This window comes from Micromonospora sp. NPDC005806, from assembly GCF_042871425.1.
Classification (GTDB): Bacteria; Actinomycetota; Actinomycetes; order Mycobacteriales; family Micromonosporaceae; genus Micromonospora.
In genome coordinates this window covers 23,134-44,460 of the sequence record NZ_JBIAIL010000013.1, presented here as the reverse complement: position 1 = coordinate 44,460, position 21,327 = coordinate 23,134, and the positions used below count along the sequence as shown (strand labels likewise).

Annotated in this window: 19 protein-coding genes; 11 read left to right on the top strand and 8 right to left on the bottom strand. The window is 73.4% G+C overall.

Annotation, left to right across the window (positions count from 1 at the left end; all coding sequences use genetic code 11):
• The first annotated feature begins 80 nt into the window (after positions 1–80).
• Genes cobC through cobA form a run of 3 tightly spaced genes read left to right on the top strand, consistent with a single transcriptional unit; the run spans position 81 to position 3,468 of the window.
• Positions 81–1,166 (top strand): Rv2231c family pyridoxal phosphate-dependent protein CobC, encoded by a 1,086-nt coding sequence (gene cobC, locus ACFYOS_RS16020; RefSeq protein ID WP_387141200.1) that lies wholly within the window; start codon positions 81–83, stop codon positions 1,164–1,166.
• Positions 1,166–2,242, top strand: coding sequence for a nicotinate-nucleotide--dimethylbenzimidazole phosphoribosyltransferase (gene cobT / locus ACFYOS_RS16015; RefSeq protein WP_387141516.1), 1,077 nt, complete (start codon positions 1,166–1,168; stop codon positions 2,240–2,242). The genes cobC and cobT overlap by 1 nt, the downstream gene beginning before the upstream one ends.
• Positions 2,239–3,468, top strand: a complete 1,230-nt coding sequence (cobA, locus tag ACFYOS_RS16010; RefSeq protein ID WP_387141198.1) for a uroporphyrinogen-III C-methyltransferase — start codon at positions 2,239–2,241, stop codon at positions 3,466–3,468. Before cobT ends, cobA begins: the two co-directional genes overlap by 4 nt.
• Positions 3,469–3,531: 63 nt before the next feature.
• Here cobA and otsB read toward each other — a convergent pair whose 3' ends face one another.
• Together otsB and ACFYOS_RS16000 are read right to left on the bottom strand one after the other, a co-directional pair.
• The gene (otsB, locus tag ACFYOS_RS16005) at positions 3,532–6,093 is read right to left on the bottom strand and encodes a trehalose-phosphatase (RefSeq protein ID WP_387141513.1); all 2,562 of its coding nucleotides are present in this window, start codon (positions 6,091–6,093) and stop codon (positions 3,532–3,534) included.
• A 35-nt stretch (positions 6,094–6,128) separates the two neighbouring features.
• Complete coding sequence (locus ACFYOS_RS16000; protein WP_387141195.1) at positions 6,129–7,529, bottom strand: trehalose-6-phosphate synthase; 1,401 nt, start codon at positions 7,527–7,529, stop codon at positions 6,129–6,131.
• A 318-nt stretch (positions 7,530–7,847) separates the two neighbouring features.
• Between ACFYOS_RS16000 and ettA the strand changes: the two genes are divergently transcribed.
• From ettA to ACFYOS_RS15980, 4 genes are all read left to right on the top strand, one after another.
• Positions 7,848–9,524: an energy-dependent translational throttle protein EttA gene (ettA, locus tag ACFYOS_RS15995; protein WP_387141192.1), complete on the top strand. Its 1,677-nt coding sequence runs from the start codon at positions 7,848–7,850 to the stop codon at positions 9,522–9,524.
• The gene (locus tag ACFYOS_RS15990; protein ID WP_387141189.1) at positions 9,517–9,960 is read left to right on the top strand and encodes an acyl-CoA thioesterase; all 444 of its coding nucleotides are present in this window, start codon (positions 9,517–9,519) and stop codon (positions 9,958–9,960) included. Before ettA ends, ACFYOS_RS15990 begins: the two co-directional genes overlap by 8 nt.
• A 176-nt stretch (positions 9,961–10,136) precedes the next feature.
• On the top strand, positions 10,137–10,790 hold the full coding sequence (locus ACFYOS_RS15985; protein WP_387141510.1) for a hypothetical protein: 654 nt from the start codon (positions 10,137–10,139) through the stop codon (positions 10,788–10,790).
• A gap of 131 nt (positions 10,791–10,921) precedes the next feature.
• Positions 10,922–11,503, top strand: a complete 582-nt coding sequence (locus tag ACFYOS_RS15980; RefSeq protein WP_387141186.1) for a YbjN domain-containing protein — start codon at positions 10,922–10,924, stop codon at positions 11,501–11,503.
• Positions 11,504–11,555: 52 nt separating this feature from the next.
• Here the strand turns inward: ACFYOS_RS15980 and ACFYOS_RS15975 are convergent, their stop codons facing one another.
• From ACFYOS_RS15975 to ACFYOS_RS15965, 3 genes are all read right to left on the bottom strand, one after another.
• Positions 11,556–11,945: a globin gene (locus ACFYOS_RS15975; protein WP_387141507.1), complete on the bottom strand. Its 390-nt coding sequence runs from the start codon at positions 11,943–11,945 to the stop codon at positions 11,556–11,558.
• A 102-nt stretch (positions 11,946–12,047) separates the two neighbouring features.
• A complete protein-coding gene (locus ACFYOS_RS15970) occupies positions 12,048–13,415 on the bottom strand; it encodes an MFS transporter (RefSeq protein WP_387141183.1) in 1,368 nt (455 codons plus the stop codon).
• A 244-nt stretch (positions 13,416–13,659) separates the two neighbouring features.
• A complete protein-coding gene (locus ACFYOS_RS15965) occupies positions 13,660–14,700 on the bottom strand; it encodes a mechanosensitive ion channel family protein (RefSeq protein WP_387141504.1) in 1,041 nt (346 codons plus the stop codon).
• A 302-nt stretch (positions 14,701–15,002) separates the two neighbouring features.
• Between ACFYOS_RS15965 and ACFYOS_RS15960 the strand changes: the two genes are divergently transcribed.
• Positions 15,003–15,536: an HNH endonuclease gene (locus ACFYOS_RS15960; protein WP_387141180.1), complete on the top strand. Its 534-nt coding sequence runs from the start codon at positions 15,003–15,005 to the stop codon at positions 15,534–15,536.
• Between the two features lie 7 nt (positions 15,537–15,543).
• Here the strand turns inward: ACFYOS_RS15960 and ACFYOS_RS15955 are convergent, their stop codons facing one another.
• From ACFYOS_RS15955 to ACFYOS_RS15945, 3 genes are all read right to left on the bottom strand, one after another.
• On the bottom strand, positions 15,544–16,317 hold the full coding sequence (locus ACFYOS_RS15955) for a class F sortase (RefSeq protein WP_387141502.1): 774 nt from the start codon (positions 16,315–16,317) through the stop codon (positions 15,544–15,546).
• Between the two features lie 288 nt (positions 16,318–16,605).
• The gene (locus ACFYOS_RS15950; RefSeq protein WP_387141178.1) at positions 16,606–17,115 is read right to left on the bottom strand and encodes a hypothetical protein; all 510 of its coding nucleotides are present in this window, start codon (positions 17,113–17,115) and stop codon (positions 16,606–16,608) included.
• Positions 17,116–17,206: 91 nt separating this feature from the next.
• Positions 17,207–17,677: an Lrp/AsnC family transcriptional regulator gene (locus ACFYOS_RS15945; protein WP_387141176.1), complete on the bottom strand. Its 471-nt coding sequence runs from the start codon at positions 17,675–17,677 to the stop codon at positions 17,207–17,209.
• Between the two features lie 139 nt (positions 17,678–17,816).
• On the opposite strand from ACFYOS_RS15945, the gene ACFYOS_RS15940 reads away from it, so the two are divergent.
• The 3 genes from ACFYOS_RS15940 to ACFYOS_RS15930 are packed head-to-tail and all read left to right on the top strand — an operon-like array spanning position 17,817 to position 21,321.
• Positions 17,817–18,701 carry a tryptophan 2,3-dioxygenase gene (locus tag ACFYOS_RS15940; protein WP_387141173.1) on the top strand — a complete coding sequence of 295 codons (885 nt, stop codon included), beginning with the start codon at positions 17,817–17,819 and terminating at the stop codon, positions 18,699–18,701.
• 14 nt (positions 18,702–18,715) lie between these two features.
• The gene (gene kynU, locus ACFYOS_RS15935; RefSeq protein ID WP_387141170.1) at positions 18,716–19,990 is read left to right on the top strand and encodes a kynureninase; all 1,275 of its coding nucleotides are present in this window, start codon (positions 18,716–18,718) and stop codon (positions 19,988–19,990) included.
• Positions 19,987–21,321: an FAD-dependent oxidoreductase gene (locus ACFYOS_RS15930; protein ID WP_387141166.1), complete on the top strand. Its 1,335-nt coding sequence runs from the start codon at positions 19,987–19,989 to the stop codon at positions 21,319–21,321. Before kynU ends, ACFYOS_RS15930 begins: the two co-directional genes overlap by 4 nt.
• The last annotated feature ends 6 nt before the right edge of the window (positions 21,322–21,327 follow it).

The following is a 21,327-nucleotide window of genomic DNA, read 5'->3' as shown; positions in this document are numbered from 1 at the left end:
CGAGCGGGTGGAGCGGTGGTGACGCGCCCCACGCCGGGATCCGCTGTCCCGGGCGGCGGCTTCCCGGCAGGATCGCGGACATGCGTGCTCAGCTCACCGGGACGCCGACCGCCCCGCCGGACGAGCCCGACCTCGGCCACCACGGCGACGCCGAGGCCACCCCCGGCCTGGTGGACCTGGCGGTCAACGTGCGCCGCGCCCCGATGCCCGACTGGCTGGCCGACCCGCTGGTCGCCGCGCTGGCCGAGCTGGCGGCGTACCCGGATCCCGGCCCGGCCCGATCCGCCGTCGCCGCCCGGCACGGGCGTCCCCCGGAGGAGGTACTCCTCACCGCCGGCGCGGCCGAGGGTTTCGTGCTGATCGCCCGGGCGCTGCGCGACGCGCGGCGGCCCGTGGTGGTGCACCCGCAGTTCACCGAGCCGGAGGCCGCCCTGCGGGCCGCCGGCCTCCCCGTCGAGCGGGTGCTGCTCGACCCGGCCGAGGACTTCCGGCTCGACCCGGCCCGGGTGCCCGCCGACGCCGACCTGGTGATGGTCGGCAACCCCACCAATCCCACCTCCGTGCTGCACCCCGCCGAGGCGCTCGCCGCGCTGGCCCGGCCCGGCCGGGTGCTGGTGGTCGACGAGGCCTTCGCCGACACCACCCGCGCCCCCGGCGTCGAGGGCGAGCCGGAGTCCCTGGCCGCCCGCCGGGACCTGCCCGGCCTGGTGGTGGTCCGCAGCCTCACCAAGACCTGGGGGCTGGCCGGGCTGCGCGTCGGCTACCTGCTCGGCGAGGCGGCGTTGCTCGCCCGGTTCGCCGAGGCCCAGCCACTCTGGGCGGTCTCCACCCCGGCGCTCGCCGCCGCGGCCGCCTGCGCGTCCCCGGCCGCCGTGACGGCCGAGCGCGCCATCGCCGCCGGGCTCGCCGCCGACCGCGAGCACCTGGTGGCCCGCCTGTCCGGCCTGCCCGGCGTACGCGTCGCGGGCCGCCCGGCCAGCGCCTTCGTCCTGGTCCACCTGCCCGGCGCCGCCGAGGTGCGGGAACGGCTGCGCGAGCGCGGCTGGGCGGTACGCCGAGGCGACACCTTCCCCGGGCTCGGCCCGGACTGGCTGCGGATCGCGGTGCGCGATCCGGCGACGACCGACGCGTTCACCGACGCGTTGGCGGAGATCCTGGAGGCATGATGTTGGAGTCCACCGTGGCCGCGATCCGGCCGCTCGACGAGGCTGCCATGGCGGCGGCCCGCGACCTCCAGGCCCGGCTGACCAAGCCCGCCGGCTCCCTCGGCGCCCTGGAGCCCCTCTCGGTACGCCTCGCCGGGCTGGCCGGTACCTGCCCGCCGCCGCTACCCGAGCCGGCCGCGGTGGCGATCTTCGCCGGTGACCACGGCGTGCACGCCCAGGGCGTCACCCCGTGGCCGCAGGAGGTCACCGCCCAGATGATCGGCAACTTCCTGGCCGGCGGTGCGGTGGTCAACGCGTTCGCCCGGCAGGCCGGCGCCTCGGTCACCGTGGTGGACGTCGGCGTGGCCACCCCGCTGCCGGTGGACCCGCCGGCCGGCGCCGACCCGGCCGGTCCCCGCCTGATCGCCGCCAACGTACGGGCCGGCACGCGGGACCTCACGGTCACCGCCGCGCTCACCCGGGACGAGGCCCGGGCGGCGGTGGAGACCGGCATCCGGGTCGCCGGGGACCTGATCGACACCGGGGCGGGGATCCTGCTCACCGGCGACATGGGCATCGGCAACACCACCCCGGCTGCCGCGCTGGTCGCCGCGTTCACCGGCGCCGACCCCGCCGAGGTGACCGGGCGCGGCACCGGCGTGGACGACGAGACGTACGCCCGCAAGGTCGGCGTGGTGCGGGCCGCGCTCGACCGGCACGCGCCCGACCGGGCCGACCCGCTGGGCGTGCTGGCCGCCGTCGGCGGGCTGGAGCACGCCGCGCTGGCCGGGCTGATCCTCGGCGCCGCCGCCCGCCGGGTGCCGGTGCTGCTGGACGGGGTGATCGCGGTCAGCGCCGCATTGGCCGCCGCCGCGTTCGCGCCGGACGCGGTCGGGGCGATGGTCGCCGGGCACCGGTCCGCCGAGCCGGGCGCCACCACGGCGCTGCGCCACCTCGGCCTCGACCCGCTGGTCGACCTCGGGCTGCGCCTCGGCGAGGGCACCGGTGCGCTGCTCGCGCTGCCCGTCGTCACCGGCGCGGTCCGGGTGCTGCACGAGGTGGCCACCTTCGACTCGGCCGGAGTGGCGGAGAAGTGACAACCGGCAGCCCCTACCCCCTCGGCCTGCGGCTGGCCGGCCGGCGGGTGGTCGTGGTGGGCGGGGGAGCGGTGGCTACCCGGCGGGTGCCCGCGCTGCTCGACGCCGGTGCGGACGTCCTGCTGGTGGCACCGGAACTCACCCCGGCGCTGCGAGCGCACGTGGACGCCGGCCGGCTGCACTGGGAGCCGCGCCGGTTCGTCCCCGCCGACCTGGACGGTGCCTGGCTGGTCCAGGTGGCGGTGGACGACCCGGTCGCGGCCGCCGCGGTCAGCGCCGCCGCCGCCGAACGCCGGATCTTCTGCGTACGCGCCGACGACCGGACGGCGGCCACGGCGTGGACCCCGGCGGTGACCCGGCACGGCCCGGTCACCGTGGCCGTGCTCGGCGGCGGCGATCCCCGGCGTGCGATGACCGTCCGGGACGCGGTGCGCGACCTGCTCAGCGTGCGCCCCGACCTGGCCGGCGGTGGGACCGGCGGCGCGCCCGGACGGGTGGCGCTCGTGGGTGCCGGCCCCGGCGATCCCGAGCTGATCACGTTGAAGGGTTGGCGGCTGCTCACCGAGGCGGAGGTCGTGGTCGCCGACCGCCTGGTCCCCGGGCTGCTCCTCGACGAGCTGCGCCAGGACGTCGAGCTGGTCGACGCCTCGAAGATCCCGTACGGGCCGTCCCGGGCCCAGGAGGAGATCAACCGGATCCTGGTGGACCGGGCCCGGGCCGGGAAGGTCGTGGTGCGGCTCAAGGGCGGCGACCCGTACGTCTTCGGCCGCGGCGGGGAGGAGTTGCTGGCCTGTGCCGAGGCGGGCGTCCCGGTCACGGTGGTGCCCGGGGTGACCAGCGCGGTCGCCGTACCCGCGGTGGCCGGCGTGCCGGTCACCCACCGGGCGGTGGCGCACGAGTTCACGGTGGTCTCCGGGCACGTCGCGCCCGACTCGCCGACCTCGCTCGTCCGCTGGGAGGCCCTCGCCGGCCTGCGCGGCACCCTGGTGATCCTGATGGGCCTGAAGAACCTGGCCGCGATCAGCGGCACGCTGATCGCGCACGGCCGACCGGCGCAGACCCCGGCGGCGGTGATCCAGGAGGGCACGACGTCCGCCCAGCGGATGCTCCGCTCGACGCTGGGCGCGGTGGCCGCGGACGTGACGGCCGCCGGTCTCCGCCCGCCCGCCGTCGTCGTGGTCGGCGACGTGGTCGACGCCCTCACCGGCGGCCAGCCGGACACCTGAGCCGCCAACGACGACGGCGGCGGGAGACCGAGGCCTCCCGCCGCCGCAGCGGTATCGCTCAGCTCACTGCTTGAGCATGTTGTCCAGCATCAGGGCGCAGCGGATCAGGCCGAGGTGGCTGTAGGCCTGCGGGTGGTTGCCCAGGCCGCGCTCGGCGAGCGGGTCGTACTGCTCGGGGAGCAGCCCGGTCGGGCCCGCCGTGTCGATCATCTGGGCGAACAGTTCCTCCGCGTCGGTCCGCCGGCCGGTGCGCAGGTACGCCTCGATCAGCCAGGCCGTGCAGATGTGGAAGCCGCCCTCCCGGCCGGGCAGGCCGTCGTCCCAGTGGTACCGGTAGACGACCGGGCCGCTGCGCAGGTCCGCCTCGATCTTGAGCACGGTCGACAGGAAGCGCGGGTCGTCGCCGGGGAGCAGCCCGGAGATGCCGATCCAGAGCGACGAGGCGTCCATGTCCTCGTGCCCGTACGCGACGCTGTAGGCCTCGGCCTCCTCGTGCCAGCCGTACTCCAGCACGTTGGCGCCGATCCGGTCGCGCAGCTCCACCCACTCCGGCCGGTCCTCGCCGCCGTGCTGCCGCACCACGTGCAACGCCCGGTCGACGGTCATCCACAACATGACCTTGGAGAAGACGTGGTGCCGCGGCGGGAGGCGAGCCTCCCAGATGCCGTGGTCGGGCTCGTGCCAGCGGCGGCGGACCGCCTCGACCATGTTCTCCAGCACCCGCCACTCGTCGTCCCGGACCGAGCCCCGGGCGTCGGCCACCGCCGCGATCAGGTCGGCGACCGGGCCGAAGACGTCGAGTTGGAGCTGGTGGTTGGCGAGGTTGCCGACCCGGACCGGCCGGGAGCCGGCGTAGCCGGGCAGGGTGTCGATGACCGCCTCTGCGCCCAGCTCGTACCCGTCGACGGTGTAGAGCGGGTGGAGCCGCTCCGGGTGCCCGCCGGTGCGCTCGATGACGCCGTCGGTCCAGCGCAGCAGCGCTTCCGCCTCCTCGATGGAGCCGAGGTCGACCAGCGCGCGGGCGGTCATCGCCGCGTCGCGCAGCCAGCAGTAGCGGTAGTCCCAGTTCCGGACGCCGCCCAGCTCCTCGGGGAGCGAGGTGGTCGCCGCGGCGAGGATCGAGCCGGTGGCCTCGTGGCAGAGCCCGCGCAGGGTGAGCGCGCTGCGGGCGACCAGGTCCCGGGCGGTGGCGGGCAGCCGCAGCGAGGCCACCCAGTCCTTCCAGGGCTGCTCGGCGGCGGCCTGCCGCTCGTGGACCGGCACCTGGTGGTGCTCCAGGCTGTGGGTGCCGAAGCGCAGCTCCAGCACGACCTGCCCGCCGGCGGCGCGCAGGTCGACGACCGCCCTCGCGCTCTCGTTCACCCCGTCGCTGGTGACCTGCCACTCGACGCCGGGGGAGTAGAGGGCGACCGGCTCGTTGGACCCGAGCACCAGCAGGCCGTCGTCCAGCGGCTGAAGCTGCACGGCGACCTGGCCGAACTCGGGTCGCGGCGCGAAGTCGATCCGGGCCCGGCCGGTGCCGCTGAGCACCCGGACCAGCGCCGAGTCGCCGGTCACGACGGCCTCGCCGTCCGGTGTCGTCTCCCGCGCCGGCAGGTCCAGCCAGTCGGTGACGGTCAGGCCGGACCAGCGGGTCTCCACGGTCATCGTGTTGCTGCGGTAGCGCTGGCCGAGCGGGATGCCGCCGCGCTCCGGGGCCACGCTGAAGTGCCCGGCCGGGCTGCCGCCGACCAGGTCGGCGAAGATCGCGGCCGAGTCGGGCTTCGGGTGGCACAGCCAGGTGATCTTGGCGTCGGGGGTGACCAGCGCGACCGTACGCCCGTTGGCCAGCATCGAGTGCCGCTCGATCGGCACCGCCCGCTCGCCGAAGAGCCAGTGCCGCCGGGTCTCCAGCAGCAGGCCCAGCGCCCGGGCCGCCTCGATCGGCTCGGCCACCCGGTAGTCGGCCTGGGTGTCGCCAGGACCGATCTTGATGCCGACGTCCGGGCCGTGCAGGTTGCCGAAGGCGTTCTCGTCGGTGACGTCGTCGCCGATGAAGAGCACGGCACTCGCCGCAAGCTGGGTCCGGAGCTGATCGACCGCGGTGCCCTTGTGGGTGGCCACCACCGACAGCTCGATGACCTCCTTGCCCTGGGTGACGGTGACGTCGTCCCAGGTGGCGGGGCCGCTGCGGACCGCCTCGACGGCGGACGCGGCCACCTGCGGGTCCACCCCGCGGGTGTGCACGGCGACGCTGGCCGGCTTGCGCTCCAGGCGTACGCCCGGGTGGGCCGCGGCGATCTCGCGCAGCGCGTCCCGTAGCCGGGTGCGGGTCGCGATCAGCTCGGGGGAGAGCCGCTCGACGAAGCCGATGTCGAACTCGGAGCCGTGGCTGCCCACCAGGTGGACCTCGCTCGGCAGCCGGGAGAGCGCGGCCAGGTCGCGCAGCGCGCGCCCGGAGACCACCGCGACGGTGGTCTGCGGCAGCGACGCCAGCGCGCGGACCGCGGCCACCGACTCGGGCAGCGGCACCGCCTTGCTCGGGTCCTCGACGATCGGGGCGAGGGTGCCGTCGTAGTCGCAGGCGACCAGCAGCTGCGGGACGCGGGCGATCCGGCCGATGGCGGCGCGCAGCTCGGGGTCCATCACCCCGGCATGCGGAGTGGTGGTGGCGGGGGAGTTCACGCAGCCTCCGCATCGGGCACGCCGAGTTCGGTCAGGAAGGACTTGGCCCAGTGCCCCACGTCGTGGGTGCGCAGGTGGCGTTGCATTATCCGCATGCGGCGGCGGGCCTCCGGTCTCTCGACATGCACGGCGCGCAACAGCGCGTCCTTCACCGCGTCGGGGTCGTGCGGGTTGCACAGGAAGGCCTGACGCAGCTCTGTCGCGGCGCCGGCGAACTCACTGAGCACGAGCGCGCCGCCCTGGTCGGCGCGCGATGCGACGTACTCCTTGGCCACCAGATTCATTCCGTCTCGCAGCGGGGTCACGATCATCACGTCGGCCGCGGCGTACATCGCGGCCAGTTCGGAGCGACTGTACGACTGATGCAGATAATGCACCGCGGGCACCCCGACCCGTCCGAATTCGCCGTTAATCCGGCCGACCTCGCGCTCGACCTTCACCCGAAGTGCCTGGTAGTGCTCCACACGCTCGCGGCTGGGTGTGGCGACCTGCACCATGACCGCGTCGGGGACCGTCAACTTTCCGTCAGCGAGCAGTTCCCGGAAGGCCTTCAACCGAAGCTCGATGCCCTTGGTGTAGTCCAGCCGGTCGACGCCCAGGACGATGGTCTTCGGGTTGCCCAGCTCCTCGCGGATCTGCTTGGCCCGGGCCTGGATCGCCGGGTCGGCAGCCATCCGCTCCATCTCCTTGGTGTCGATGGAGATCGGGAACGCCCCGGCCTTCACCTGCCGCCCGTCGACCTGGATCATCTGCCCCTCGTAGCGCAGGCCGAGCAGGTGGCGGGCGAGCCGGACGAAGTTCTGCGCCGCCAGCCGCTGCTGGAAGCCGACCAGGTCGGCGCCGAGCAGGCCGCGCAGTATCTCGGTGCGGAACGGCATCTGCATGAACAGCTCGATCGGCGGGAACGGGATGTGCAGGAAGAACCCGATCCGCAGGTCCGGCCGCAGCTCGCGGAGCATCGCCGGGACGAGCTGGAGCTGGTAGTCCTGCACCCAGACCGTCGCGCCCTCGGCCGCGACGTCCGCCGCGGCCTCCGCGAATCGGGCGTTGACCAGGCGGTACGCCTCCCGCCAGCGGCGCTTGTACGCCGGGGTCTCGACCGCGTCGTGGTAGAGCGGCCAGATCGTCGCGTTGGACTGCCCCTCGTAGTACCGCTCCAGCTCCTCGGCGCTCAGCGGCACCGGGTGCAGCCGGATCCCCTCCAGGTCGAACGGCTCCGGGGCGGCGCCCGTGCCGCCGGCCCAGCCGACCCAGGTGCCCTGGTGCTCGGCGAGGACCGGGTGCAGTGCCGTGACCAGCCCGCCCGGGCTGCGTCGCCACTGCCGTCCCTCGGGTGTGCTCACCTCGTCGACCGGCAGTCGGTTCGCCACTACGACAAAGGAGCTACGGACGGTCACGATCGGCCACCTCCGGGTGCTGACGGGTCCACCGCGATGAGCGTACTGAGCGTAGCTGCGGCGTCTGTTCCCCCGTGCCGGAGTTACCTACCCGTCCCAGATCCACCGAACCCCGATCGTGATCTTGTCGACAACCCGGCCGGGCGCGACGCGCGTACCGCCCGGGGCGGGGTGATGTGGGCGGACCGCGCCTCACCTGTCAGGATTGACGATGGCGTGCGCCTGGCCGGCTCCCGGCCGGCGGCGGCGGGCGGAAGTCACAGCCCGCGCCCGCGCCCCGCAAGCTCGCGATCGCAACCGACGGAGGTAGCCCGCACCGTGGCCCAGTTCATCTACGTCCTGGAAAAGGCGCGCAAGGCGCACGGCGACAAGGTCGTGCTCGACAACGTGACGCTGAACTTCCTGCCGGGGGCCAAGATCGGTGTGGTCGGCCCGAACGGCGCCGGTAAGTCCAGCCTTCTCAAGATCATGGCAGGTTGGGACCAGCCGAGCAACGGCGAGGCCCGGCTGATGCCCGGCTACACCGTCGGCATGCTGGCGCAGGAGCCGCCGCTCAACGACGCCAAGACCGTCCTCGGCAACATCGAGGAGGCGGTCGCGGAGACCAAGGCCAAGCTGGAGCGGTTCAACAAGATCGCCGAGCAGATGGCCACGGACTACTCCGACGAGCTGATGGAGGAGATGGGCAAGCTCCAGGAGGAGCTGGACCACGCCGACGCCTGGGACATCGACTCCAAGCTCGAGCTGGCCATGGACGCACTGCGCTGCCCGCCGCCGGACGCCGACGTGACCCAGCTCTCCGGTGGTGAGCGCCGCCGGGTCGCGCTCTGCAAGCTGCTGCTGGAGACCCCCGACCTGCTGCTGCTCGACGAGCCCACCAACCACCTGGACGCGGAGAGCGTGCAGTGGCTGGAGCAGCACCTGGCCAAGTACGCCGGTACCGTGATCGCGATCACCCACGACCGGTACTTCCTCGACAACGTGGCCAACTGGATCCTCGAGCTGGACCGCGGCCGGGCCTACCCGTACGAGGGCAACTACTCCACCTACCTGGAGAAGAAGGCGGCCCGGATGGCCGTCGAGGGCCGGCGCGACGCCAAGATGAAGAAGCGGCTGAGCGAGGAGTTGGAGTGGGTGCGCTCCAACGCCAAGGCGCGGCAGACCAAGTCCAAGGCGCGCCTGGATCGCTACGAGGAGATGGCGAGCGAGGCCGAGAAGACCCGCAAGCTGGACTTCGAGGAGATCCAGATCCCGCCGGGTCCGCGCCTGGGCAGCACGGTCATCGAGGCGAACCACCTCGTCAAGGCCTTCGGCGACCGGGTGCTGATCGACGACCTCAGCTTCTCGCTGCCGCGCAACGGCATCGTCGGCGTGATCGGTCCGAACGGCGTCGGTAAGACCACGCTGTTCAAGACCATCGTCGGGCTGGAGGAGTCCACCGACGGCACGGTGCGGGTCGGCGAGACCGTCTCGCTGTCGTACGTCGACCAGAGCCGGGCCGGTCTGGCCGGGGACAAGACGGTCTGGGAGACGGTCTCCGACGGGCTGGACCACCTCATGGTGGGCAAGGTCGAGATGCCGTCCCGGGCGTACATCGCCGCGTTCGGCTTCAAGGGGCCGGACCAGCAGAAGCCGACCAAGGTCCTCTCCGGTGGCGAGCGGAACCGGCTCAACCTGGCGCTGACCCTCAAGATCGGCGGCAACGTGATCCTGCTCGACGAGCCGACCAACGACCTGGACGTGGAGACGCTCTCCAGCCTGGAGAACGCGCTGCTGGAGTTCCCCGGCTGCGCCGTGGTCATCTCCCACGACCGGATGTTCCTGGACCGGGTGGCCACGCACATCCTGGCCTGGGAGGGCGACGACCAGAACCCGGCCAAGTGGTTCTGGTTCGAGGGCAACTTCGATGCGTACGAGAAGAACAAGATCGACCGGCTCGGTGCCGAGGCCGCCCGTCCGCACCGGGTGACCTACCGCAAGCTCACCCGTGACTGACCGGTTCGTCTACCACTGCACGCTGCGCTGGTCCGACCTGGACGCGTACGGCCACGTCAACAACGCGCGCTTCCTCACCCTGTACGAGGAGGCGCGGGTGGCGATGATGTTCGCCGGCGGCCGGGCGTGGGGCGTGGACTCGTTCGCCGACGGGGTCGTCATCCGTCGACACGAGGTCGACTACCTGCGTCCGGTCGACTACGCGCTGGGTCGGTCCAGCGCGGAGGCGGCCCCGACGGTGCGGATCGAACTCTGGGTCGAGGAGATCCGGGCCGCGTCGTTCACCGTCGCCTACAAGCTGTACGACGGCGACGTGCTGGCCAGCACGGCCCGCTCGGTGCTGGTCCCGTTCGACCTGGCCGCGCAGCGGCCGCGGCGGATCTCCCCGGAGGAGCGGACCTTCCTGCTCCGGTACGCCCCCGGGACGACGCCATGAGCCCGCTCCGGGGAGCCCCGCGGTCGCGAACTGAGGAAGCGCCGTGAGCGCGAGGAGTGAGCCGGTTTGGCGAGCCCCGCGGTCGCGAACTGAGGAAGCGCCGTGAGCGCGAGGAGTGAGCCGGTTTTGCGAGCCCCGCAGTCGCGAACTGAGGAAGCCCTGTGACCGCGCCCGCGGTGGGGCACGGGCTGGTCGGGGTGGCCGACGCGGGAGCCTTCCTGGCCCGGCTGGTCCGGCTGGATCCGGCCATCCTGGTCCGGCTGCGGCCGGTGCCGGGCGCGGGGCGTACCGCCCTGTGGGCCCGGCTGCCGTGGGGCGTCCTGGTCGTCCGTACGGTCGCGGGGGCGGCCCCCGGGGACGTCACGGTCGCCGCGGCGGAGCTGCTGGCCGAGTTGGCGGCGGGCGGCGCGGCGTTGCCCGGGCGCCGCGACCACGGGTGGCGCTGGGCGCTGCCCCCGGCGGCGAGCCGGGCGGTGGAGGCGTTGCCCGCCGACGACGTGCGTCGGATCGCCGCCGCCGCGGCCGGCACCCTGCGCGCGGCGGCCACGCACGGTGTGGGCGGCCGCGCGGTGGGGCAGCGGGCGCTGCGTGACGCGCTGCTGGACCACGTCGCGGTGGTGGTGACCCCGGACGACGCGCCGGACGCCCCGGTGGAGGTGCCCCAGCGGCTGGTCCAGGGGCTGGTGCGGATGGGCTTCCTCGGCGCCGGCGACGTCCAGGTACGGGTCGCCGGCCGATGGGTCGGTCTGGTCGGGCCGTATGGAGCGGCCTGGTTGCGGAAGGATGCCGCACTCGCCCTGGAGCCTACTTCCGCTCACCCGAACGGATGACCCCTAATCGTTCTTCCGGTTTGGGGCGTCCGTTGGGGGGATGCCTCAACCCGGCTGTCCGGGTACCGTCCATCCTCGGATCCAACGCACCGTAGGCGATTGGATCCGCTGGGGAGTGAGGTGCGCGAGCGATGCCGTGGTGGTCATGGCGCCCAGGTCCCGTCGGTGACGGCGATCCGGAAACTCGAAGCAGGATCACAGTGGAGGACACCGTCCGGGTCGGACCACCGACCCCCCGTCAGCCAGGGGACGACGCAGCCGCCGAGCGGCCGGTGATCGCGGACCGGCCGGCCACCGTCGGGCCGGTCACCCTCCCCCGGGTCTGTGAGGCGCTCGACCTGCTCGACGTGCGCTACCTCGCCGACGGCGACGGCAACCTGCTGGCCATGTGGGAGCGGCACGCCGTGCTGGTCACGCTCGAGGGGCCGGACGACGAGATCCTGGTGATGCGGGCCCGGCCGCACGCGACGGTGCCGCCGGACTGGGCCGACCGGGCCTACCGGGTGGTCAACGAGTGGAACCACACCCGGCGGTTCTGCAAGGCCTACATCGGCGACCCGACCGAGCGCGGGCAGTTGCCGATCTACGCGGAACTCCAGGTGCCGCTCGGCGCCGGCGCCCACGACGCGCTGCTGGTCGAGATGCTGGACTGCGGCGCCGCCGTGGCCACCTCATTCGTGGACTGGCTGCACGACGAGGGCGCGCTGCTCTGACCCCGGCCGCCGTCGGGACCGCCGGTACCGACGGCACCGCGGCCGGTCGCCGTCAGGCCCCGGCCGCCGGATCCTCCACCACGTTCACCATGAAGTACGCGGCCCGCTCCAGGTAGTCCCAGAGCGCGGCGGCGATCTCCGGCGGTAGGTCCAGCCGGTCCACCGCCCGCCGCATGTGATGCAGCCAGGCGTCCCGCTCGGCCGCCCCGATCCGGAACGGCGCGTGTCGCATCCGCAGCCGAGGGTGGCCGCGCTGCTCCGAGTAGGTGTGCGGGCCGCCCCAGTACTGGATGAGGAAGAGGGTCAACCGGTCGGCCGCCGGGCCGAGGTCCTCCTCCGGGTACATCGGCCGCAGCAGCGGGTCGGTGGCCACGCCGACATAGAACTCGTCCACCAGCTTGCGGAAGGTGGGTTCGCCGCCAACCGCCTCGAAGAGGGTCATCGACTCGCCTGGGGAAGTCACCGTTCCATCCTGCCAGGTGGGGCCGGCGCGCGATCCGGGCCCACCTCCCGGGTCGGTCAGGTCACCTTGCGACCGGACCGGTCAGGTCACCGCGTGCCGTTGCCGGGGCCGCTCGCCGGCCGGGCGTGCCGGAACGTGCGGCCGGAGACCGGCGGGGACCGTCGGCTCGGCCGAATTGGCCAAGGCGGCGGCCTCGACCGCCGTGTCAACCGTCTCCCGGCGCGGCCAGGTGAGCGCCGCCGCGAGCACCAGCACCACCCCGGCGGCGCTCCAGACGCCGACCACGTCGGGGATGGTGAAGTGCTCGGCGAGCGCCCCGGTGACCAGCACCGCGGCGCCCTGGGTGAGCTGCGTGCCGCTGGCCATCACGCCGAACGCCCGGGCGCGGTAGGCGTCGGGCAGGGCGCGGACGAAGAGACCGTTGGCCACCGGGATCAGCCCCGCGACGGCGAAGCCGCACACCGCCGCGAGGAGCGCCACCACGAGCGGCGACGGGTCGAACAGCGCCGGGACGAGCACCGCCGGGGCGACGACCGCCAGTGGGCGCATCAGGGCCAGTCGGCGGGCCGGCGCGAGGAACCGGCCGATCAGCAGCCCGCCGAGGATGTAGCCGACCGGGTTGGCGGCCATGATGATCGCCTGGGCGGCGCCGCCGTCGAGGTCGCCGCCCCGTTCGGCGGCCCACGCCGCGGCGAGGCCCTCCGGCACGATGGAGAAGAGCGACGCGCTGAACACCAGCACGGCGATGGCCCGCAGGACCGGCTGGCCGAAGACGATCTGGAATCCCTGTCCGGTCTCCCGCAGCAGGTGGCTGCGGTGCGCTGCGGTCATCGCGGGCGGCCGGTCGCGCAGGCCGAACCGGACCAGGGCGGCCGACACCGCAAAGGTGGCGGCGTTGATCAGCAGGGCGGCGCCCGGGCTCACCGCGGCGATCGTCGCGCCAAGCAGGTAGCCGACGACCTGGGCGGCCTGGCCGGTGCTCGAGTTGACCGAGAGCCCCACCACCAGCCGGTCGCCGCGCAGGATCTGCGCCGTGACCGCGGACCGCGCGGCCTGGCTCGGCGGGTTGGCCAGCGTGGCGCCGAAGATCAGGGCGAGGATCGCCCAGGGCGGCATTCCGGGCAGCGCCACCAGGGCCATGAGCGCCATCCGGATCAGGTCGCAGGCGACCATCACCTGCCGGTAGCGGTGCCGCTCGGCGACGGCGGCGAGCACCGGGCCACCGAGCAGCCAGGGCAGGTAGCTGGCGGCGAACGCGGCGGCGGAGAGCGCCACCGAGTCGGTCTGCCGGTAGACGAGCACCGTGACGGCGGCCTTGGCGACGTAGTCGCCGACCCAGGACAGGGCGTTGGCGGCGAAGAGCGCGCGGAACTCGGCCTGGCCGAAGACGTCGCGAAAGGTGGCCGGGCCCTCCGGGGCGGGTCGCTCGTCGGACACCGTCGCCTCCATCGTCCTCGGACGCCGGCCACTCGTGATGGCCCGACCGGGGACCGTCGTCAGATCTCGGATCAGCGAGGACACGAGCACGCTCCCACGGGAGCGTGCGTACCGGATTCTGCCCGATCGTCTGAACGACGGCTAGGGTGAACGGATTGATCGTCGCATCTCCGACTGAACGAACGGACGATACCCGAGGGGCCGCACGGCGGGGAACCCCCGAAATCGGTCGTCCCGGCCCGAAGGGAGGCGCGGCCTACGTCGCGCCGCCGGTGCCTGTCTCGCCCGGTGCCGGGGTGCGGGTGGGCATCCCCGGATAGAGCCGGGCCGCCGCGATCCGGGCGGTGATGCCGGAGTTCTCCAGCGCCTCGGCCAGCCGGCGGCGCAGCTCGCGGCCGACCGCGAACTGGCCGTCGGCGGTCGTCTTGACCACCGTACGGATCACCGCGCCGTCCACCGTGATCTGTTCGACGCCGAGCACGTCCGGTTCCTCGACGATCTGCGGCGCCAGCTCGGGATCCATCGCCACGGAGGCCGCTGCCGTACGCAGCACCGCGGTGGCCTCCTCGGTGCCGGCGAAGCCGATCGGCAGGTCGACCACCACCAAGGCCCAGCCCTGGCTCTTGTTCCCGACCCGGACGATCTCGCCGTTGCGGATGTACCAGAGCACGCCGCGGCCGTCCCGGACCGTGGTGACCCGCAGGCCCACCGCCTCGACCACGCCGGTCGCCTCGCCCAGGTCGACCGTGTCGCCGACGCCGTACTGGTCCTCGATCAGCATGAACAGGCCGGCGATCAGGTCCTTGACCAGGCTCTGCGCGCCGAAGCCGAGCGCCACGCCGGCGATGCCGGCGCTGGCCAGCAGCGGGGCCAGGTCGAAGCTGAACTCGCGCAGGACCATCAGCAGCGCGATGCCGAAGACGAACGCGGTGACCACGCTGCGCAGCACCGAGCCGATCGCTTCGGCCCGCTGTCGCCGCCGCTCCGGCACGAACTCCTCAGGACTGATCGCGGCGGACGGGATCCGCTCGCGCAGCGGCCGGAGCATGGTCGGTACCGCGCCCTCGGTGGTGGTCCGGACCAGCCGGTTGATGGTCCGGTGCAGCGCCCAGCGGGCGGCCACCGCCAGCAGCACGATCAGGATGATCCGCAGCGGCTTGAGGATGATCCAGTAGCTGCCCTCGGCGAGCCAGGTCGAGTTGGTCAGCTCCAGGATGGGCTTGCACCAGTCGTTGGTCCGGCAGTCGACGGAGGGCGTCGGGTCGGGGCTGGGCGCGGCGACCAGGGCGCGCAGCATCAGGTTGGCGGCACTCACCCTGCTTTCGTACCGCACGCCCGCTGTGCGCCGGCTGCTGACCCACCTCAGCACCACCAGGCGGACGGCAACCGATCATCACGGGCGGAACCGGTCATCCTGACACGGCCGGAAAAAGCTTCATGAGGTACCCCGGATTAGTGCGTGCAATCCGAGGCGCGATCAGGGACGATTGGCGCAACGGACGTCGGTGATCCGGCCGGCGTCGGTGTCGTTCCCCGCTGCCTGCGGGGCGGGCCCGACGCGACAACGGCAGGAGCGGCTGGACCGGGAGGGTGAGCGCGATGCCTGACATACGACCCACGGCGGGCTCCGGTGCGCTCGTTCTCAACGCCACCTACGAACCGCTGTGTGTCGTGTCGGTGCGTCGTGCCGCCATCCTCGTGCTCTCCGCCAAGGCCGTCTGCGTCGCCGACGGCGACGGCATGCTGCACAGCGCGCGCAACGCGCTCCCAGTCCCCTCGGTGGTCCGGCTGACCCGCTACGTCCGGGTCCCCTACCGCACCCACGTGGGGCTCTCCCGGCGGGCGGTCTTCGCCCGGGACGGCTGGCGCTGCGCCTACTGCCGCGGGCCGGCGGAGACCATCGACCACGTCTTCCCCCGCAGCCGGGGTGGCCGGCACGCCTGGGAGAACGTGGTGGCCGCGTGCGCCCGGTGCAACCACACCAAGGGCGACAAGACCCCGGCCGAGCTGGGCTGGCGGCTGCACAACCTGCCGGCGGTGCCCAAGGGGACGGCGTGGCGGGTGCTCGGGCACCGGGCGCCGGACCCGCGCTGGGCGGACTGGCTCGACCTGCGCGAGCCCGAGGCGGCCTGAGCCAGGGTCACGGGCCGCGCGTCTGTACCAGTGTCGCGTAGACCACCAGGTTGTCGGCGTAGCCGGTCTCGCCGCCCACCCATCGCCCGCCACAGGTGATCAGGCGCAGGTTGGGCTGGCTGAAGTCGCCGAAGATCTCGTCCACCGGCAGCTTCTCCTTGCCGTACCGCTGCACCGAGGTGACCTCGAAGATCGCCACCGAGTGGTCCTGCCGGGTCACCTCGACCCGGTCACCGTCGTCGAGTCGCTTGAGATCGTGAAAGACGGCGGGGCCGGTGGTGGTGTCGACGTGGCCGACGATCACCGCTGGCCCGTACTGCCCGGGGGTCGGCCCCTGGTCGTACCAACCGGCCTCGCCGGCCTTCGCGAGTTCGGGCACCGCGATGGTGCCGTCGGGGGCGAGGCCGACCCGGTGCACCGGGGCCCGCAGCCCGACCTTGCCGATCGAGAGGTCCGTCGGCGGGCTCGCCGGCAGCACCGGGAACTTCTTCGGCGGCGGCCGCAGCCCGGCGAACAGCTGGTCGGGCAGCACGCTGATCCCGGTCACCCGTTCCACCCCGAGCATGGCCACGATCAGCACCATCAGCGTCGCGACCACCAGCACCGGGGCGCCGGGGCCGCGCTGGGCGGCGTACCGCCAGCGGGCGGCGGCCGTGGTGGGCCGGACCGCGACCGGGCGGGCGCGCGCGTCGGCGGTGGCGACGCTCGCGGTGGACGCGTGACCGGCGGCGCGGGCGAACCGGCGGACCGCGACGGCCACCAGCCGGAGCGAGGTGCGCAGGCGATCACCCGCGGCACTGCCGGCCCGGCCGTGCCGGGTCGGGCCGGCGCCCCGGCTCGGCCCGTCACCCCCGGGCCTCGGCACGTGGCCGACGCCTCGCGCCGAGGGGGTGCGCGCCGCGCCGGGGATCCGCGCGATGCGATCGTCGCCAGGTACTCGCAGGGTGCGCGCGTCCTGGTGGATCCGGGTGGTGCGACCGTCGCCGTGGATCCGCGTCATCCGGCCGTCGTCCCGGAGGTCAGGCTGCCGTCCGGCTCGGGTCCGTTGGCGGGGCATGGCCGCACCTCGTCAGAAGCGCGACCCGGTCCTGCGACGGGCGCCGACGCCGGCCACCACCGCCACCGCGACGAGCCCGCCGACCAGCAGCAGCGAGCCGGCGCCCCGGCCGCCCGCAGTGCCGCCACCGCCGGTGGCCGGGCCCTTGCTCGGCTGGGCCATGTTCAGCACGGTGAGCACGGTCGAGGCGGTCTTCCCATTCGAGCAGCGCAGGTCGACCTGGAAGTCACCGCCCTGCTTGTTGCCCGGGATGGTCACCGCCCCGGTGAGGAAGCCGTTGTCCGGACGGAGCATGACCCGTCCGAAGGCGTCCGAGTTCACCTCCGCCTGCCGGTTGTTCGCGTTGTCGCAACTGGCCCGGATGTTCACCCGGGTTCCGGCCTGCGCCGGATTGGGCGTGACCTCGACGAAGACGGTCTCCCCGGCCCGGGCCGGGCTGACGGTCATCAGGACGAACGCCGCGACCAGTCCCAGCACGCTCAGGACGGCCGAGAGGGCGCGGCGTGACACGAGCCCTCGCATGATTCCCCCCTTCCGGTGCGGCGCACCGGAATCCTGCTGACGGGCAGTGAGGGCTGCTTTCCCGCTGACCCCGGGGCAAACCCGGGGCGAATCAGCGGCGGCGGCCGGGCGGCGTCGAACCGGATGGCGGGAGCGGGGTGACCGGGTGCCAGTCCAGCGGGGTGGACAGGACCATCGTGCTGGACGGCTGGCCGTACGGGGCGAGCCGGTCGATGACCCCCTCGAACTCGCCCATCGACCCGGCCGCCACCTTGAGCATGCTGCACGCGTCGCCGGTGATCCGGTGGATCTCCATGATCTCCGGCCAGTCCGCCACCCCGGGATCGTTGAGGATGCAGCGCGAGCCGTAGCAGGACATCCGGATCAGCGCGAGCACGGTGCGCCCGGCCCGGGTCAGGTCCACGTGCGCGTGGTAGCCGGTGATCACGCCGGACTCCTCCAGCCGGCGGACCCGCTCGGCCACCGCCGGCGGCGACAGGTGCACCCGCCGGGACAGCTCGCTGTACGAGAGCCGGGCGTCGGCCTGGAGTTCGCGCAGCAGCGCCCAGTCCATGTCGTCCACGCGGGGACCTCTCTTCCGTGAAGTCGAGTGCGGGGGAAGCTTTCAAAGCGGCAGGTGATACCACCGTACAGCCGTTGAACAGGCATTCCATCTGTGGATCCACTGGCGGGATCATGTCGTCTACCCCGCGTAGGAGGAGATGACGGTGGAACAGACGACGGTGGTCCGGCCGGCCACCCCGCAGCAGCGGGCGGCCCGGGCGGCGCGCAATGGGGGCGAGCCGACGCTGGAGTTCGCCGACCGGGTGCCCTACGACGCGTACGTCCAGGCGAGCACGCTGCACCAGCTCCAGGAGCCGCTCAGCGACGATCCGGGCGAGATGTCCTTCCTGATGATCAGCCAGATCATGGAGCTGTACTTCGGGCTGACCTGCCACGAGCTGCGGCACGCCCAGCGGGAGCTGCGGGCCAACCGGATCTGGGAGGCGCTGCCCCCGCTGCGCCGCGCCGCCCTGCACCTGGAGGGGCTCAACGCCGCCTGGCAGGGGCTGCGCTGGATGACCCCGGCCGACTTCAACCGGTTCCGCGACCGGCTCGGCGAGGGCTCCGGCTTCCAGTCGGCCATGTACCGCCAGCTGGAGTTCCTGCTCGGCCTCCGCGACCCGGCGCTGATCCGCCCGTTCCGCCGGCAGACCGAGGTGTACGCCGAGCTGACCGCCGCCCTCGCGACGCCGAGCCTCTGGGACGACGTGGTCGCCCTGCTCGCCCGGCGCGGCTTCGACCTCCCGGCGGAACTGCTGGACCGGGACGTGGCGAACGAGCACGAGTCGCACCCCGCCGTCGAGGCGGCCTGGGTGCGGATCTACGCCGACGGCGGCCCCGACAATCACCTGCGCATGCTCGGTGAGGCGCTGACCGAGGTGGCCGAGCAGTTCGGCGACTGGCGCTGGCACCACCTCAAGGCGGTGCAGCGCTCGATGGGCGCCAAGGTCGGCAGCGGCGGCTCCGCCGGGCTGGCCTGGTTGCAGCGCAGCATGGCCCGGGTGGTCTTCCCGGAGCTGTGGTCGGCCCGGACCGCGATGTGACCGGAGAAAACTGCATGCACACCGAAGACGAGGCCCGCGCGCTCGACGCGTCCGACCCCGGGCACCGGCACCTGTTCCTCGTGCCGCCGGCCGAGGGCGGGCGCCACCCCGAGGTGGCGTACCTGGCCGGCAACTCGCTGGGCCTGCAACCCCGGGCCACCCGGGACGAACTCCTCGCCGACCTGGACGCCTGGCGCCGGCTGGGCGTGGAGGGACACCTGGAGGCGGACCGGCCCTGGCTGCCGTACCACGAGCTGCTGACCGCGCCGGCCGCGCGACTGGTCGGCGCGCTCCCCGCGGAGACCGTGGTGATGAACTCCCTGACGGTCAACCTGCACCTGCTGATGGTGAGCTTCTACCGGCCGGCGGGCGAGCGGACCCGGATCGTCATCGAGGACAGCGCCTTCCCCTCGGACAGCTACGCGGTGCGCAGCCAGGCCCGCTTCCACGGCCTCGACCCGGAGGCCACGGTGGTCCGGCTGAAGCCGCGTCCCGGCGAGGACACCCTGCGGGCGCAGGACGTCCTCGACTTCCTCGCCGCCGAGGGGCACACCGTCGCGCTGGTGCTGCTCGGCGGGGTCAACTACCTGACCGGCGAGCTGATGGACATCCCCGCGATCACCGCCGCCGGGCGGGCCGCCGGGGCGGTGGTCGGCTGGGACCTCGCGCACGCGGTCGGCAACGTCCCGCTGGCGCTGCACGACTGGGACGTCGACTTCGCCGCCTGGTGCTCGTACAAGTACCTCAACTCCGGGCCGGGCGCCCTCGCGGGCGTCTTCGTCCACGAGCGGCACCTCGGCGACCCGGACCTGCCCCGCTTCGAGGGCTGGTGGAGCACCGAGGCCACCACCCGGTTCGAGATGACGCCGGTGTCCCGGCCGCCGGCCACCGTCGAGGCCTGGCAGATCTCCAACCCGCCGATCTTCGCGATGGGCCCGGTGCGTACCTCGCTGGAGCTGTTCGACTCGGTCGGCATGCCGGCGCTGCGGGAACGCAGCCTGCGGCTCACCGGATACCTGGAGCGGCTGCTCGACGAGGTCACCGCCGACCGGCCGCTGACCGTGGTCACCCCGCGCGACCCGGCCCGCCGCGGCTGCCAGCTCTCGATGCGGATCGGGACGGGCAGCGCCAACGAGCTGACCAAGCGGCTGCGGCACGAGCACGGCGTGATCGCCGACGCCCGGGAACCGGACATCGTCCGGTTCGCCCCGGTGCCGCTCTACTCGACGTACCACGACTGCTGGCGGGTCGCCGACGCGCTGGCCGCGACCGTGGAGGTGAACCGATGACCGAGCGGCGCGAGGAGATCGCGGTGGTCGGGGCCGGACTGGCCGGCTGCCTGCTGGCCTGCTTCCTGGCCCGGCGCGGCTACCCGGTGGCCCTCTATGAGCGGCGGCCGGACCCGCGGACCGGGAAGGTCGAGCGGGGGCGCTCGATCAACCTGGCGCTCTCCGAGCGCGGCCTGGACGCGCTGCGCCGGATCGGACTGGACGAGCAGGTGATGGCGGACGCGCTGCCGATGCACGGCCGGATGATCCACCCGGTGGAGGGCGAGCCGCAGTTCCAGTCGTACAGCGTCTCTGGCGACCGGGCGATCAACTCGATCAGCCGCGGCGCGTTGAACAACGCGCTGTTGAACGCCGCCGCCGCGCTGCCCGGCGTACGGATCGCCTTCGACCACCGGCTGGTCGGGCTCGACCCGGCCACCGGCGAGATGGCCTTCGAGACCCCGCAGGGCAAGGTCACCACCACCGCCTCGGTCGTGCTCGGCGCCGACGGCGCCGGCTCCGCCGTGCGCGGGCAGCTTCTCGGGCACGGCGTGCTGACCGAGAGCCTGGACTTCCTCGACTACGGCTACAAGGAACTCACCATCCCGCCCATCGGCGGGGAGTTCGCCCTCGACCCGGGCGCGCTGCACATCTGGCCGCGCGGCACCTCGATGATGATCGCACTGCCCAACCCGGACCGCTCCTTCACCTGCACGCTCTTCTGGCCCACCCACGGCACCGCGAGCTTCGCGTCCCTGGGCAGCCCGGCCGCCATCGAGCGGTACTTCAGCACCCACTACCCGGACCTGATCCCGCTCGCGCCGAACCTGGTCGACGACTACCAGCACAACCCGATCGGCGTGCTCGGCACGGTCCGCTGCAGCCCGTGGCAGGTGGACGGGAAGGTGGGCCTGCTCGGCGACGCCGCGCACGCCATCGTGCCCTTCTACGGCCAGGGCGCGAACTGCGCGTTCGAGGACGTGGTCGAGCTGGACCGCTGCCTGGACGAGTGCGGCGACCAGTGGTCGGCGGCGCTGCCGCTGTACCAGCACCGGCGGCAGGCCAACGCCGAGGCGATCGCACGGATGGCGCTGACCAACTTCGTGGAGATGCGCGACAAGGTCGCCTCGCCGGTATTCCAGACCCGCAAGCGGATCGAGCACGCCCTGGAGCGGGCCCTGCCCGGCCGATACGTCTCGCAGTACGAGCTGGTCTCCTTCTCCACCACCCCGTACGCCCAGGTGCGCCGCCGGGTGCGCCGGCAGTACCAGGTGGTCGGGACGCTGGCGGCCGGCGCGGTGGCGGCGCTGGCCGGCGCCGCGGTGGTGCTCGGTCGAGGGAGGCGGCGATGACGCTCT